This is a genomic window from Parabacteroides faecalis, assembly GCF_022809355.1.
In the GTDB taxonomy this organism is placed as follows: Bacteria; Bacteroidota; Bacteroidia; order Bacteroidales; family Tannerellaceae; genus Parabacteroides; species Parabacteroides faecalis.
Map to the genome: position 1 here is coordinate 19,891 of NZ_JAKZMM010000034.1, position 17,353 is coordinate 37,243.

Consider the following 17,353-nt stretch of genomic DNA (forward strand, 5'->3'; position numbering starts at 1 on the left):
AGTCATGAATCTTACAGGTACTTTCCAAACAATAATAAAAAAGCTGTTCCTTTTCAGAAGCTCATACGCCCTGAAAAGAAACAGCCGATTGAATAACACGCAACTAATTTATATATATAATTAACACAACTGCTTCATAGCCAGGTTTTGTAATTCTTATAATCTATATTCACATTTCCTATGTATCGTATCTACCGATCGAGCGACTCAAAGACTTCTTAGATCTCGTCACCCATCGCTTTCATGTATTCTTTCCAAAGATCATCAACATGCTGATCACTACCTAAAGCATATTGAATGCCACCTTCAAAAGACCAAGGTATGACTTCCAGCGTACTTCTGTTGAACTTACGAAGAAAATCCTTATCCTTATTTTCGGTCAACCACGCCAAGAAGAAACCTGTCGTACGATAACCATCCATATAATGACCACCTTTTGGCCGATCTTCAGGAGTAAAGCAACCATTCAACAAACGAACAGCATCAGCCACACCTTCAATCATCGCCCAAAAAGTCTTGTTAGTTCCATAACTTCCAATTCCCTGCGGCTCCAATTGGAATCCATGCGTCAACTCATGATACAGAACACCACGTGTTTCGTAATCAACCTTCGCAGTATCTCCTTCACCAAAGCTTTTCTCTATCCATTTTGTACTATACTCAATTGTGATTGCTGGAGGTGCTCCGTCTTTGGCCGAAACGCCATCATATTCTCTCAATTTATAATGGATACATTCAATGCCCGGAATACTGTCTTCGGGTGAAAAGTATAATGTAGCCAACACTTTACGAGCCTGCTCGGTAATATATGTATCCGGATCCGGAATAATTGTCTTGTAAATCGCCGCTCCCCGTGTTTCAGGCGATAAAACCTGAAAGTCAATCTGACCGACATCATAATTATCCCAAGTCGCAGAAACGGTTTCTTTCGTCTCTTCTGTGGTATTCGACTGACAAGAGATACAACAGCAGCATGCCAGACTAAAGAAACATGATATTAAAAATCGACTTTTCATTTTCTTATATAATAGATTAAAAACACACTCACTATACCTTTATTCAGCTTGCGTCAATGAATACGGCTGATTGTCGCCTGTAAACAAACGCTTCTTGTTCGGCTTCGAACTCATTTCAAATTCGAGAACACCACCGTTCATAATATCCTGCTGGGTAATAAAACCTTTATCATACGGTTTTCCGTTCCACTTCACCGACTTGACGTACCGGTTTTTATCGCTCACTTTCGGAGCCTTCACCTCAAAAGTATTACCGCTTTCCAGATTCAGTTTGATATAAGGCAGATAAGGAGCGCCCAATACATATTGGTCTGTTCCCGGACAAACCGGATAAAATCCCAATGCTGAGAAGATATACCAGGCAGACATCTGTCCGCAGTCATCATTACCGCACAAACCGTCAATATTATTCCGATACATCTTGTTCATGATCTCACGTTGCCAGTATTGTGTTTTCCAAGGATTGGAAGTCCAAGCATAGAGGAACGGTATATGATGACTCGGTTCGTTTCCTTGTACATAACCACCCAACAAACCTTCTTTGGTGACATCTTCCGTCTGAGCAAAGAATTCTTCCGGTAAATGCATCGTAAACAAAGAATCCAATTTCGATATAAAAGATTTCTCGCCGCCCATATTCCGAATCAATCCATTCACATCTTGCGGAACATAGAACGAATAGTTCAACGCATTACCTTCAATAAATCCCTCACCATGCGTACTCAGCAAATTAAAGTCCTTCTTAAAGGAACCATCCTTCAACTTCGGACGAGCATAGCCAATTGACGGATCAAATACCTGGTTGTAATTAGCCGCCCGTTTCTTATATGTTTCAGCTACCTGCTGATCTCCGGCACGAAGTGCGGTCTGATAAATCGTCCAGTCATCATAAGCATATTCCAATGTCAGCGAACCGGCACTTCCATTCCGTTCCAACGGAACGTATCCTTTTTCCATATATTCCTTGATTCCATCCAAATAAGGAATTGTAGAACTATTGATCATAGCCGCCAAAGCCTCTTCTTTGTCGATTGGTAATCCTTTGGCAATCGCATCAGCCAATACGGATACGGAATGATACCCAATCATACACCAGTTTTCATTCGCCATGTGACTCCAGATAGGCAATATCTTATGTACACTTTGTTCGGCATGTTTCATCATCGACTTGGCAATATCCGTATTGACCTGTCGGTTGATGATGTTAAACAATGGATGTAATGCCCGATAAGTATCCCAAACTGAGAAAACCGTATAGTTGGTAAAGCCATCAGCTGTATGAATATTCTGATCAATTCCACGATACTGACCGTCTACGTCTGTATAAACACACGGATTGATCATCGTGTGATACAAAGAAGTATATAACATAGCCAACTGATCATCATTGCCATTTGCTTCGATCACAGAAAGAGCCTTGTTCCAAGTGTTCGAAGCCCGGCTGGCCAATTCATCAAACCCGGCAGATGCAGCTTCTGCCTGCAAGTTCTTCAATGCACCGGCTGTACTTACTCCCGACAAAGCAACCTTTACTTCCAGCTGTTGAGAAGCTTTCGGATCAAATTCGAAATAAGCAACGATCTTCCGACCGCCTATATCCGGGAAATTCTCTTTCATATTGAATTTTCCATAACCACCCCGATAATTCACCTTGGCTTTTTCTTCACAACCGTAATGAACGATAGGTTTGGAGAACGAGATCGCAAAATAGGTATAATTCGTACGAGCCCAGCCGTTGGTAATCCGGTAACCGGTCAGTAACGTATCATTTTCTACCCGCAAACTAGCCCATAAGACTTTTCCATCATAATTATAAATACCATGAATCAAGTCCAAAATGATGCGTTGCTCTTTTGCTTGTGCAGGATAAGTATATTTATGAATGCCCACACGCTGAGTCGTAGTCAACTGGGCTTTTACACCATAATCACTTAATAAGACTTCATAATATCCAGGTTTGGATACTTCGGTATTATGTGAATAACGCGAACGATAACCGCCATCCGGATTGGTGGCAGTTCCCGGATTCAGTTTCAAGGATCCGGTTGTAGGCATAATTAAGATATCACCTAAATCAGAATGTCCTGTTCCACTGAAATGTGTATGACTGAAACCGACAATACTGCTATCCTTATATTGATATCCGGCACAATATTCGTATGCCCGTGGCTGATACTTTCCATCTACGTTATGAGGAATCGTATCTGTATCCGGACTTAATTGAACCAATCCAAAAGGAACACAAGCGCCAGGGAAAGTATGTCCCATACCATTTGTTCCAATAATCGGATTCACCCGTTCAATAACGGACGACTGAGCAAAAGCTACAACCGAACAAGCTGCAGCCAACAAAGAACCAATTAATTTTGAATATCTCATATTACCGCTCGTTGATTTAAGAATCATTCCAACGGCAATATTAAGCGCTTTTTCAGAGATAATAAGGGACAAAATCGATCATGATAGTATCAGAATCTACCACAGTGTCGTTTTTGACACAATTTATGCAGGCTTCGACACCTTATTCATTCCCAGCCTTTTGATTCATGCTACGATAGTCCTTGGGCGTTACCTGATACTTCCGGGAAAACTCTTTATAGAAATACGACTTATTCGTATTTCCGATAGCATACAAAATCTCCTGCACGCTCATATTCGTAGTAACTAGCAATTGAGCTGCGTAAGACAATTTACAATCCTTGATGTAATCAGAAGGTGTCATATCTGAAATCTTCTTGAAGCGACGATACAATGAGCGCGTATTCATGTGTAACTGCTCAGCAATAAACTCCGGACGCAAACCTTCCTGATTCATGTTTGCCTTGATAATGGCTGTTACCTTTTCCAGAAACTCTTTATCCTCCTGGTGCATCAACTGTCCGCCAGAGAACTGGAATGCACTTTCCGGAGAATAATAATACTCCTTCATCGTTTCCCGATTGGATACCAAACGGTCAACAGTCGACTTCAGGACTACCGACGAGAAAGGCTTTGTCAAATACGCATCTGCCCCACGATTCAGACCTTCGGCCTGTTCCTTTTCGGAAATCATGGCAGACACAATAACTACCGGTATATGGGATAAATATTTATCCTGTTTCAAGGTAGTCAGCAAATCCAGTCCGTTCATGCCCGGCATCATAATATCTGTAATCAGCAACACTGGTGTTTCCTGTTTCAGAAAAGCCAAAGCAGATGTAGCCGAATACTCTACATGTACCCGATAGTCTGAAGATAAGACATCCGAAATCATCCAGGTGATGTCTTTATGATCATCTACCACCAATATCAGTTCTTTCTGCTTTGAATCTGCCGGAACAGGAGTTTCTTCCGGTTCCAATTCTTCCGGTAAAGCAGATTTTTCCAACGGTTGCGCCGGCAAAGAAACGATAAACTCGGCATATTGCCCTTCTTCACTTTCTATATCAATGTAACCTTTCAGCAACTGAACCAAATTAAAGCAGATAAAAAGTCCCAATCCGGTACGCATTTGCATAGAAGTGGCAGCACCGGCCTCCTCATCTTTGAGTAAATAATACCGGTCGAAGATATGTTCTCTCTCTTCCTGAGGAATTCCTTTTCCCGTATTATAAACCCGGAAGACCAAGATTTCATTTTCTATGGCTGCCGAAACCCGAATTTCTCCACCTTCCGGAGTATATTTAAAGGCATTAGACAACAGGTTGGAAAAGATCTTCTTTACCAACAGTATATCCGTATTCCAATTTAATCCGGAAGCAACTTGTAAGTGGAAATGAATCTTGCGTTGTTCGATCAATGCCTCAAAACGTTCACACTCATGCTGCAAGAAGTCGGATATCGAAGCCGGAGCAAACTTCACATTCCGGAATCCATCATCTTCCACCTTACGGAAGTCCAGAATTTCCTGTATCAGATGATTTAGTTCCAATACATTTTCCCGGAGAATCCGACTATATGACTGTAACTTCGAATCTTTCCGCTGTGCAGAATATTGCTGCAGGTAATCATCCACTCCCGTAATCAAGGTTAACGGAGTACAGAGTTCATGAGTGATATGCGTGAAGAAGTTTAGTTTCGCTTCATATAACTTCTGCTTCTGCTTTTCATCCATCGCCTGTAAGATCACTTGTTGCTTGCGACGTAACTGCCTCCGATACAAAAGATGTAGGAAGAACAACAGTAGAATAGCCAGAAAACCATATCCTACCTTCGCATAGGTAGTCTGATACCAAGGCGGCAAGACCGTAATTGGCAAGACATATTCTTTGTCGGTATAATCAGAAACACCTAATCGGAACCGAACCTTCAACCGATAATCTCCAGGAGGCAGCCACGATAGTGTAATCTTATTTCCCCGACGCAGTTCATTCCATGACGGACTGAAGCCTTCCAGACAATAGGCATACTCATAATTACCGATATTAATATAATCTGGCACGGCAAACGAGACTTGAATTTCACGTGTATCATGAGCCACACGGAGTCCTTTCCGCACCAAAGAACTGTCTAGAGGCATGTATGTATCTTCTATCCGGGCATTAAAGAAATGTAAATCCATTCCTTCATCAATCCAAAAAGGATGTTGCTGATTTACCCAAACCAAACCATTGACACCACCAAAGAACAAACGACCGGTATAAGGACACTTCCAATATGAATCATCCGAAAACTCAACGACTTCCAGTCCGGAACCAATGTAACTATGGAATAACTTGTTCTTCGGATTATACTGGGTTAGTCCTTTATTCGTACTCATCCAGACACTCTGGTCCGAACCTTCCAATATTCCATGAATCATATCATTTCCAATACCATCGTTCCGATTATAATGATAAAGATAAGTTGCCCTGTTATCCTGCAAGCCTAACAAACTCATACCCGAACTGGCTCCAATATAAAACAAGGAATCTGACGAACGGCAAATAGAAAGCACATCTCCAATCGCCGAATGATCCTCAAAATTCTTCTTCGCAAATCGATAGTTCTTGGTATATACATTCATGCACAGCACACCGTATCCGCCACGAGTCCCGGCATAAAGCAATGAATCTCCATCATAGTAAAGAGACTGAAACTCATTACAGCTATTCGTTCCGTGCTTGGGTAAATAAGAAGTCACCGACCGTATTTTCAGTTGGGATGGCTGAATCTGCAAATGTACTTCCAGCAAACCGACATTCGTTGTAGCCAACCAAAGCGTTGAATCGTTGATCTCGGCAATAGCATGCACATGCTTGATAGCTACCTCATCTTTCCCTTGAACAAGTGTATGGATCCGTTTATCCTTATAAGAATAATAAGAGATACCGATACCATCCGAACCAATCCAAAAACGGGTTGTATCCTGACTGGGTGTACAACAATAGACGCGGTTACTTGGTAAACCTTCATTTATCGTATACTTGGTAACAGACGAAACCGGAATCATCCCGACATGCGTATCATAATGAGAGATTTTATAAAGGCCGTCTCCTTTCGTTCCGATCCACAAGTTTTTATAAGGGTCCGTAAATAAACCACGAACCGGATTATAAATACGCATCGGAAACTGACTGGCCAGTAACGAACCGAACAACTGCGGTTTATCATAATAAACATGTACACCATTTCCATCCGTTCCGATCCACAGCAGATTCTGTTTCTGGTCTTTCATAACACAAAATACACCAAAGCCCGTTTGCAAGGCGACCTGAGATGTCATGGCATCGACAAAATATCCTTCACGGAAGAAGACAAAGATCCGTCCGCAATGCGACATGACATTAATAACCGATCCGTATTTCTGTCTCATTCCTGTCAGATCAGCCAACTTTTGTTTTACTCCCGTTCTCAAATCATATTGATACAAAACCTCCTGCTCATCTACCAGATAAAGTGTCTGTCCTTCAACCGTAGCATACAAGATAGGTTGCGAATGTATTTCCCGGTCTGTATAATTCACCCGGAAATTCTGTTCGGAGAAGTCCGTTTCGAGGGTTCTTAATTTACCCGAAGCCAAGACCATCATGAATGTATTTTCACTGTCGGTAAACAGACTCTTCACCGTTGAAGGGGAAATTTCATCATCTGGTAAATCCCGAAACCCTCCACTGGTTAATGAATAGCCGGAAAGAAAGCCATTTTTACAGACAGCCAATGTATTTCCTTTCCGGTCGGTCGCCAAAAAAGAACATTCCAGATAACCCGGATATGATTCTACTACCGCCCGTTTATCCAAAGAGAATTTATTAATTCCTAATGAGGTTGCTATCCACAAATAGCCAGGTTCGGCGTCTGTAATCTTATGGATAATATTACTGCACAGCGAATTTTCATTGTTCTGTTCAAAACGAAACACGTACGAGTCTGTCCCATTATACAGATTCAGCCCATCGTAGGTACCAAACCAGACATAATGGTCCCGATCTTGATGCATACAGAGAATAGCATTGTTTGATAGGTCCGGTAGATTACATTTGTCCATCAACAAAGTTGCCTTCGAAGGTATTGTCAACAGACAACCAAGTATCAGATAGAAGAGGTATATAATTCGCTTCATGCCCTTAAAATCCATAGATGTGGAACAAATGTAAACAATAAATATGAGGAAATGAGTTTGCCAGAGTAGATTTTATTCCCTACATTTGTTCGGATGAACTGTTTTCAGTTGAAAATAAAGTATATGAACAAACAATTTACCCTTATTTTTATTCTAACAGGATTTTTATTCCTGACGATTACCAATAGTTGCCAACCGAAAAAGCAAGTAGAAGAAGAAGTGGACAGCGAATGGGTTGACAGTCTGCAACACGTATATGAATATGGCGTCTGCATCGATTCACTGGATGTAAACCGATATGAAATCCGGCAAGGTGATAATCCGGCAATTATCTTTTCCCGTTTAGGATTTTCTGCCTTAAAAGCAGACAGTATCACGCGTGCTTCGGCTCATGTTCTGGATCCGACCAAGCTGAAAGCCGGTATGCACTACTGTACTTTAACAACGTTAGATTCTTTGGCTTCTATCCAATACATCGCTTTTGCCAAGTCACTGACAGATTATGCTGTCATCGATTTGACCGGAGATTCCATCCATGCGTATGAATACACAAAAGATATTACGCTGAAGCGTAAATATATCGAAGGAACGATTACTTCCTCGCTGTGGAATGTGATCAAGGACGGAGGCGCATCACCGCTGTTAGCCTTAAAGATAGCTGATGTCTATGCCTGGCAGATCGACTTCTTTGATGTAAAAGAAGGGGACTCGTTTCAGGTAATCTATCATGAAGCCTTCATCGATGATACCATTGCCTTGGAGATTACTTCGATCGATGCCGCTATCTTCACCCATCAAGGAAAGGCTTTCACAGCCATTCCTTTTACACAAGACAGTGTGTTTGAATATTTCGATCCGGAAGGAAACAGCTTGCGAAAGGCTTTCCTGAAAGCACCGCTTGATTTCTTCCGCATCACATCTCGATTCTCGAACGCCCGTTTCCACCCGATACTGAAGCGTTACCGTGCTCACCACGGAGTAGATTATGCGGCTCCAGTCGGAACACCGGTCAAGACGATTGGTGCCGGTACAGTTATAGCCAAAGGTTATATGAACGGTGGTGGACACACCGTAAAGATCAAACACAACTCAATGTACACAACTTCCTACATGCACCTGAGCCGATATGCCAAAGGACTTTCCGTAGGAAGCCACGTACAACAAGGAGAAGTGATCGGGTACGTCGGTTCAACCGGATTATCTACAGGTCCGCACCTCGATTTCCGGGTATATAAGAACGGAGAAGCCATCAATCCGCTAGCTATGGACGCACCGCCTTCGCTTCCTGTCAAACCCGAATTGCGCGACAGCTTCCTGCTGATCAAAGAAAGATATCTGATGGAGCTGGACAGCCTACACCGGCAATATACCGACACGATTCTGGAGATCAAGCAAACTTCTGATTCGATACAGATTAATCAACCTTCAAATAAAGAGAGTAAATGAAAACAATCGGAAACATCATTTGGCTTATCTTCGGTGGACTGCTAACTGCCGTTGAATACATCCTTGCCAGTTTAGTCATGATGATTACCATCATCGGTATTCCCTTCGGGCTTCAAACACTGAAATTAGGAATCCTGGCGTTGTGGCCTTTCGGAAAGACGGTGACAGACAGCGGCGGCTCGAGCGGATGCCTTTGCCTGCTGATGAATATTATCTGGATCTTCATCGGTGGTTTTTGGATCTGCCTGACGCATTTCGTCTTCGGTCTGCTACTTTGTATCACCATCATTGGCATCCCGTTCGGAAGGCAGCATTTCAAAATGGCAGCATTAGCTTTGACGCCTTTCGGTAAAGAAATTCAATAAAGTAATCTTTCAATTTGAATCACCACATCTAAAAGATTAACAGTGCATTACAAGGAATATGAAAGATATTTCCACGAACATTCTTTCGTGAAAGAAGCAAATGATACGGGCATATAAAAAAAGATGCCTTACTTTTATCCAAAATACGCCGGCTTTTCATCAAAAGCTGGCGTATTTTGATAAAAAGCCGGCGTATTTTTCAGCAATCAATTGATCAATCGATAACGACCTGCTCGACCCTAATCGGGCGGCTCAGGAAAACGGAGGCAGCCTCCGAGAACTTTTCGGCTGATTCGGTAGTCAGAAAGCGGCATGTACTGCCTTTCGTCAGCTTACAGTCCATCTCCGGATGCCGATGCAAGTAATCTTCCAAACTGCTGGCAACGTATTCGCCCTGCGGAAGCAATGTCACTCCAGTCGGAACATACCGACGAATCTTCTCAATCAACAATGGATAATGCGTACAACCCAAGATCAAAGTATCAATCAAGGGATCTTTCCGAAACAATTCATCCAAATACTTCCGGACAAAATAATCGGCCCCGGGCGAATCAAACTCGTTGTTCTCGACCAAAGGAACCCACATCGGACAAGCTTCCGAAGTAACCTGAATATGTGGAAACATCTTGGCAATCTCTATCTGGTACGAACCGGAAGCAATCGTTCCAGCCGTTCCGACTACGCCTACATGTTTACTCCGGCTGATGCGATCCATCAGTTCGACCGTCGGACGGATAACACCCAACACCCGGCGTGTTTCATCCCAAATGGGCAAATCCCTTTGCTGGATTGTCCGTAAAGCCTTTGCCGAAGCCGTATTACAAGCCAGGATGACCAGTTGACAACCTTCAGCAAACAAGCGCATGACGGCCTGCCGCGTAAAACGATAAACCACATCGAACGAACGTGGTCCATACGGCGCACGGGCATTATCGCCCAAATAGATATAATCATACGCCGGCATCCGTTCTCGAATCTTATCGAATACCGTCAAACCTCCGTAACCGGAATCAAAGATTCCGATCGGACCAGGCAAAGATGAATACTTTGTTACCATAACGAAAAAAGAGGGCGTACCTCAGCAAGTACAACCCTCTTCTCATTTATTTATTAATCACCAAATAAGTTATTTCAATCCTAATTTAGTCTTTACCATCGGCGTAGCGTCGATTGCATTCGGACCTGTATAAAGCAACACTTGCGGATCGATGATATATGTATAACCTTGTTCTGCACCTACTGCTTTGATAGCATCTGAAATCTTCTGCTGAATCGGAGTAACTAAATCCTGCTGTTGCTTATTAACATCCTGCTGAGCAACCTGTACGAAATTATCCATACGCTGCTGCATATCCTGAATATCCTGCATTCTTCTTACTTTGATATTCTCAGTCAATGAATCCTGCTGAGCTACAAAGTCTGAATATTTCTTTTGGAATTCACTCTGCATTGTCTCCAACTCTTTCTTATACTTAGCATTCAGTTCGTCCAACTTCTTCTGCATATCTGCCACTTCCGGCATAGCCATGAACACTTCCTGCGTATTAACAAAAGCTATCTTAGCTTCCTGAGCACTAACGACTCCTGCAAAAGGCAGGATCATCAACAATAAAGCAATAAGTTTCTTCATTTTTCTTGATTATAATAGATTATTAATATTTATCGAGATACAAGCCACAATAAGGCGCACAAAGTTACGCAATTATTTTGAATATCCTAACTTTACAAGCACTTCATTACTAATATCGATCTTCGGTGATGCAAAAATAATACTCATGGCCGAAGCACGGTCAATCACCAGCTGATAGCCTTTGTCTTCCGATATTTCTTTCACGGCATTATAAATTTCATCCTGAATCGGTTTCATCAAACTTTCGCGCTTCTTATACAATTCACCATCTGCACCAAAATACTTCCGTTTCAAATCCTGCGCTTCCTGTTCCTTCTTCACAATTTCTTCTTCACGCTTCGTCTTCATCTCGGCAGAAAGGAACACCAAATCACTCTGATAGGTCTTATACATATTCTGCGCTTCCTGCTGTAATGCATCCACTTCGTTCTGCCATTTCTTGGAAACCTGGCTTAACTGTTCGTTAGTCATCTCGTATGCCGGGATATTCTTCAGAATATATTCCATGTCTATCAAGGCATACTTCTGGGCATCAGCCATCCAAGCGCATACAACCAACAAACAACTTATCAAAAAAAGCTTTTTCATACATCTTCTGTTTTATAATTACTAAACTATCGACTACAAATATAGCCGAGGTTTTAAACACTCGGCTATATTTTACATTATTTTATAGACTATTTTAATTCAACAAGATACCGGCTGCTTAGAATTCCTGACCGATAATGAAGTGGAAGTTACTTCCGCTTCGTTTACCTGATGATCCATAGTTAGGTTCATCGAAACCGTATGCCCAGTCAATACCCATCAAACCGATCATCGGCAAGAAGATACGAACACCGACACCAGCCGAACGCTTCAGGTCAAACGGATTATAGTTACTCATATCAGTCCAAGCATTACCGGCTTCTGCAAATACCAATCCGTAAATGGTTGACGACGGTTCCAAAATAAACGGATAACGCAATTCCATTGACAAGCGAGTATAAGCATAACCATACGAACTATAACTACCATTACCGGCAATACTACCATTCTCATAACCACGCAAACCGATCGTTTCGGTAGCATACGTACTTGAATAACCAGTCATACCGTCACCACCCATATAGAAGGTTTCGAACGGAGAACGTTTATGCTTATTGTAAGTTCCCAAGAAACCAAATTCAGCACGTGTCATCAAGACCGGTGTACGTTTTACAGTCAGCGGAGCCAACGGAGAGAATACTTTTGCCTTGAACTTCCACTTATGATATTCAATCATCTTGAACTTCTCCGGATCCTGATCACTCATAGAAGCATAATCTTTGTTGTCAAACAAAGAGAACGGAGGCGTTGCTGCTACTGAGAACGAGAACTGCGAACCACTACGTGTATACAACGGGTTATCGATAGAGTTACGCTGCAACAACAATTCCAAGTTGACATTATGACAAGTTCCGTTGTTTACCAAGAAATAATCCCAATCGTGCATCATATACACCTGATAGTTCAAGGTAGCCATAAACTGGAAGAAGTCATCCGGCCAGTTCAAACGTTTACCATAACCGGCAGCCAAACCAAACATCATGATAGACTTATCCGGGTTTAAAGCCAATTCATAGCTTCCGGTATTGTATCCATAACCATATCCCGGATAATAACCTCCATAATAACCACCGTAACCATAACCTCCGTAATAAGGATAACCACCATAATAATACGGATTATATCCACTATACATATTACTCAAATAAGAAGTACTGATATCTGTTTGCTTGGAGAAATAAGCACTGACAGAAAGTGTATTCGGGCGTTTACCTCCAAACCACGGATCCAGGAACGAAATACTATACGCCTGATAATAACGTCCGTTGGTCTGTCCACTTAATGTCAAAGTCTGACCTTCACCTTGCGGAATGATACCCTTATAAGATTTCGGGTTCAGGAAGTTCTTCATAGAGAAGTTCGTAAACTTCAAACTCAACTTACCGATCACACCGGTTTGTCCCCAACCAGCCGAGAATTCAATCTGGTCGTTCGCCTTAGAAACCAAATTATATTCGATATCTACGGTTCCGTTTTCCGGATCTGGAATAGGACGCGGGTTCATGTTTTCCGGGTCGAAGTGTCCCATTTGGGCAATTTCACGGACAGAACGCATCAAATCCTCACGGCTAAACAACTTACCCGGTTTTGTACGCAACTCACGACGTACGATATCTTCATACAAGCGGTCATTACCGTTAATGATGACACGATTAATCGTAGCCTGCGGACCTTCCTGAATACGGATTTCCAAAGCGATCGAATCGTTTTCAACTTCCACTTCCACCGGATCTGCGTTAAAGAACAAGTAACCGTTATTAAAGTAAATATTAGAAACCGCATCTTCGTCCATACTTAAACGGTCATTCAGTTTCTTCTGGTTATAAACTTCACCCGGCTTCATGCCTAATACCGCCATCAAATAGTCTGTCGAATATTTCGTATTACCGACAAAGCGGATATCTTTCAGATAATACTTTTCACCTTCATCAACCTTCAAGAAAATATCAACTTTCTTTTCATTGAAGTTAACAACGCTGTCTGCCAAAAGAACGGCATCACGATATCCATACTCGTTATATTTGGATATCAAATTATTCTTATCGTTTTCGTATTCTTCTGTAGTAAATTTCTTCGTGCTGAACATTTCCAAGATACTTGACTTCCAGTCATTGAAAAGACTGAATTTTTCATTCGTCTTCTTCATGGCTTTCTTCAGTTGACGAGCCGTCAACGCGTTATTTCCTTCAAAATAGATACGATGAATCTTGGTCTTTTCATTCTTGTCAATATAAATATCCAAAATGACTTCACCTTCATGAGCCATATCATCCTTTTGCTGGATATTTACATCCACGTTCTTAAATCCCTTTCCATCGAAGAACTTTTCAATCAGAATCTTCGCACGGTCCAAGACATTCGGTGTAATCTGGAATCCTTTTTTCAAGCCCAGTTTTGCTTCCAAGTCTTCCCGTTCACCTTTCTTGATACCATGATAATTAACTTCCGAAATACGTGGACGCTGTTTTAACTGATATTCCAACCAAATAGAATCGCCTTCAATCTTATTCGCCAAAATCTTTACATCCGAAAACAATCCATGCTTCCAGAAAGCTTTGACAGCAGCTGTCACTTCATCTCCCGGCACAGAAATCTCATCACCTACTGATAATCCGGAAAATCCGATCAGCACAAAATCATCATAATTCTTTACACCCGTTACCTTAATATCCGCAATTTTATACTTCTTCGGCGTTAACGAGTAAGAAATCACCGGCAAATCTGCCGGTTTCTCAACCTTCGCAGTATCACTTCCATTCTCCTGAGCAAACACACCGAAGGTTACACTCAAGAAAAGGAAAAACAGCACTATTCCTTTGTACATATTAACAGCTATTGTTTATAAAATTAATTGCTCACTTGTTTTACCAAAACGTCGTTCGCGCTGCTGGTAATACAGTATTGCATCAAACAACTCTTCTTTTCTAAAATCAGGCCAGTAAACATTCGTAAAGTAAAACTCGGCATACGACAATTGCCACAACAAGAAATTACTTAAACGCTGTTCACCTCCTGTACGAATCAACAAGTCCGGATCCGGAATATTTCGAGTAGTCAAGTGTTCAGAAACTGTACTTTCCGTTATCTCAGCTATATCCAAATCTCCGTCTTTTACTTTTCCTGCTATCTGCCGGACGGCTTCTGCAATCTCCCAACGGGAAGAATAGCTTAACGCCAAGACAACGGTTGTCCCTGTATTGACCGATGTCTCCTCAATACATTCCTGCAATGTATTCCGAGCCTCTTCTGGTAAACGAGACAAATCGCCTATCGCATCCAGCCGGACATTATTCTTCATCAAGTCGGGTGTTTCACGCTTGATTGCAGCTACCATCAGTGTCATCAAAGCATGCACCTCTTCTATTGGCCGATTCCAGTTCTCGGTCGAGAACGTGTACATCGTAAGGTATTTTATACCTAAATCGGAAGCAGCTTCCACTACTTTACGAACCGAAACAACACCTTCCTGATGACCCATATAACGTTCAAGGCCACGAGCCTTCGCCCATCGCCCATTTCCATCCATAATAATTGCCACATGCTGCGGCAAGTGATTTTTGTCAATCTTTTCTTCTAACGACATTCTTCCAATATCTTAATAAACACCGTTACTAAATCGGTTATTACAAGGCTGACAACGCAGGCCAAAATCCCACGTCACTGAAAACATCAGCAATGAATACCAGTCTTTATTCTTGAATGCACTACTAGCCACTCCGTATGGATTATCCAAAAAGCCATTATTACCATCCGTTACATCAAACGAATCACCGAACAATTTGCGGAAAGAAAACTCACATCCCAAATTCAAACGGTTAATGACCTTATATTTGACTCCAACCCCCAACGGAATATTCAAACTTGCAAACGTTTGATTTCCCAGAGCGACCGTTACCCCAAAGCCCATAAATATATAAGGAGAGAACCGCTTTGTATTCAGATAAGCGAACTTATCACTATACGGAAGGAAATTAAATTCCATCTGTCCGCCCAGTTCGAAGAAATTCCGTTCGAAAGAAGCAGTCGCTCCATTCGGAAAGACATTCTCCAAACCATCGGTACTTCCGGATACTCGTCCCCATAACAAGTCTGTCTTTACGGCCCAACGGAAATTCGGGGTATAACGAAAGACCACACCCAAGGAAGGATTCAATCCCTTAAAGAACGCATTCTTGTTTAAATCGCCCATATAATAGGAACCGCCTACCATACCGCCGATTTCATATTTATATTCTTGTGCTTTGCCGACCCAACAACAACCGACCAACAAAAATACCAAATAAAAGATACGCCGAAAAAGAAATGTATTCATAAAAACAACTTCATTGCATTAAACCTATTTCTTTTCTAACGCTAAATCTTTTTATAAATTATACGAACGGCCCGTTATTTACTGCCGTTCGAAACCCAGACGATTAATACGACCTTTCCAAATATCGTTCAAATCCTGGCCATTTATAGTCGATTTTCCACCAAAAATCATCAGATAATTATCCTTGTCAACCAACATAGAGGCAAAACCTCTGGCTTGATAAGACGAAGGCAAAACTACCAATGTATCTACATAATTCCACGTTACACCGTAGTCTGACGAACGGTAAATATCTTTCTGTGGTTTACCTGATTCATCAATACCTCCTATCAGATAGAACATATTATCATAGTAAGCCATCATCGTTCCCTGACGTTTCGTGAAATAATCGCCGTAAGAATCAGTTTGCTCTGCCCAATCCAAAGCGTTCATCGTTGCCCATGAAGCATTCTGAAGCTGACCATCAGATGACTTACCGCCCACAACCATCACACGACTTGTATACATTAAATAAATAGAAGCCGACGAGAAACCTTCTACCGGGAAATGAGCAGGTACCATTTCACCCGTCTCCCACTGTCCTTCAGCATTCATCGCTGCAAATACGAGTCCGTTTTCTTCTTCCACAATGGCAGATAGTACAGCCGGCTGATTGGTACTTTCATCAATATATCCTAAAAGAGACTTCACTTTAGGTGTTCCTTCAACAAGTTGCCAGTTAACGGCATCAGCCGAAGAGTAAAGAGAACCTTCTTTGGTTACTACATAATATAAATTATTGTAGGATGTTATTTGTGAAAGCAACACACCGCTAGCAGGAAGTCCAGTCAATGGCAATTCTTCCCAACTCTTGGCATCTGTTTGCTTTGAGCGATAAAGCTTATAAGCCGTATTAGCCGCAGGTTGAACGTACATATAATAATAGTCGGCACTACCATCATTGAAGGAAATAACTTTCTGATCAACGAATTTAGTTGGCAGTATGTTTGTTATATATTGACGCCAAACCATTGAATCCGGAACAACCTGATGAACATTGACCTGAGCTACATAAACACGTTTAGTCATTCCGTCATACGATGAAGTGATAAATTTCACCGGCTTGGAGAAATCCAACGAATCCTCGGCATTCCAGTCAATCGTATCTCCTGTGGCTTCCTGAATAACTTCCAGTTTCGTCACATAAGAACCATATTTTACTGTACAAATTACTTTCTCAATCTCTGTACCAAAAGGCATAGAATCCAAGTTCATGATACGTCCATTCAATTGATCGATCGTGAACTTTACATCCGAAAGTCCTGATACAGAATCTGAACTCAACGAAAATTCCGTAATTTGGCAATTCTTATCAACCTCATAATACGAATCATAATCTGAATCACCTAAACAGGAAGTCAACAAAACAGCGAAGCAACCTGTTATCAATAAAAATATCTTACTTTTCATCAAAAACATAGTTTGTTCATATAAAGG

At 41.7% G+C, this 17,353-nt stretch carries 12 protein-coding genes; 2 read left to right on the forward strand and 10 right to left on the reverse strand.

The window, feature by feature from the left end; genetic code table 11:
* Positions 1–218: 218 nt before the first annotated feature.
* The 3 genes from MUN53_RS12765 to MUN53_RS12775 form a co-directional block, all read right to left on the reverse strand.
* Entirely contained in the window at positions 219–1,016 is a 798-nt protein-coding gene (locus tag MUN53_RS12765) for a basic secretory family protein (protein ID WP_243325827.1), read from the reverse strand.
* A gap of 39 nt (positions 1,017–1,055) precedes the next feature.
* Positions 1,056–3,395: a GH92 family glycosyl hydrolase gene (locus MUN53_RS12770; protein WP_243325828.1), complete on the reverse strand. Its 2,340-nt coding sequence runs from the start codon at positions 3,393–3,395 to the stop codon at positions 1,056–1,058.
* 142 nt (positions 3,396–3,537) lie between these two features.
* Entirely contained in the window at positions 3,538–7,536 is a 3,999-nt protein-coding gene (locus MUN53_RS12775; protein ID WP_243325830.1) for a hybrid sensor histidine kinase/response regulator transcription factor, read from the reverse strand.
* A 123-nt stretch (positions 7,537–7,659) separates the two neighbouring features.
* Between MUN53_RS12775 and MUN53_RS12780 the strand changes: the two genes are divergently transcribed.
* Together MUN53_RS12780 and MUN53_RS12785 are read left to right on the forward strand one after the other, a co-directional pair.
* Complete coding sequence (locus MUN53_RS12780; protein WP_243325832.1) at positions 7,660–8,982, forward strand: M23 family metallopeptidase; 1,323 nt, start codon at positions 7,660–7,662, stop codon at positions 8,980–8,982.
* Positions 8,979–9,347, forward strand: a complete 369-nt coding sequence (locus MUN53_RS12785; protein ID WP_243325834.1) for a YccF domain-containing protein — start codon at positions 8,979–8,981, stop codon at positions 9,345–9,347. Before MUN53_RS12780 ends, MUN53_RS12785 begins: the two co-directional genes overlap by 4 nt.
* 214 nt (positions 9,348–9,561) lie before the next feature.
* Here the strand turns inward: MUN53_RS12785 and murI are convergent, their stop codons facing one another.
* The 7 genes from murI to MUN53_RS12820 form a co-directional block, all read right to left on the reverse strand.
* Positions 9,562–10,404, reverse strand: a complete 843-nt coding sequence (gene murI / locus MUN53_RS12790) for a glutamate racemase (RefSeq protein WP_243325836.1) — start codon at positions 10,402–10,404, stop codon at positions 9,562–9,564.
* Between the two features lie 69 nt (positions 10,405–10,473).
* Entirely contained in the window at positions 10,474–10,977 is a 504-nt protein-coding gene (locus MUN53_RS12795; RefSeq protein WP_022456925.1) for an OmpH family outer membrane protein, read from the reverse strand.
* Between the two features lie 72 nt (positions 10,978–11,049).
* A complete protein-coding gene (locus MUN53_RS12800; protein ID WP_243325837.1) occupies positions 11,050–11,565 on the reverse strand; it encodes an OmpH family outer membrane protein in 516 nt (171 codons plus the stop codon).
* Positions 11,566–11,683: 118 nt separating this feature from the next.
* Positions 11,684–14,389 (reverse strand): BamA/OMP85 family outer membrane protein, encoded by a 2,706-nt coding sequence (locus MUN53_RS12805; protein ID WP_243325839.1) that lies wholly within the window; start codon positions 14,387–14,389, stop codon positions 11,684–11,686.
* A 15-nt stretch (positions 14,390–14,404) separates the two neighbouring features.
* Positions 14,405–15,148, reverse strand: a complete 744-nt coding sequence (locus MUN53_RS12810; RefSeq protein ID WP_022456928.1) for an isoprenyl transferase — start codon at positions 15,146–15,148, stop codon at positions 14,405–14,407.
* 12 nt (positions 15,149–15,160) lie between these two features.
* Complete coding sequence (porG, locus tag MUN53_RS12815; RefSeq protein WP_243325841.1) at positions 15,161–15,877, reverse strand: type IX secretion system protein PorG; 717 nt, start codon at positions 15,875–15,877, stop codon at positions 15,161–15,163.
* Positions 15,878–15,955: 78 nt separating this feature from the next.
* On the reverse strand, positions 15,956–17,326 hold the full coding sequence (locus tag MUN53_RS12820) for a DUF6242 domain-containing protein (protein WP_243325843.1): 1,371 nt from the start codon (positions 17,324–17,326) through the stop codon (positions 15,956–15,958).
* Between the last annotated feature and the right edge of the window lie 27 nt (positions 17,327–17,353).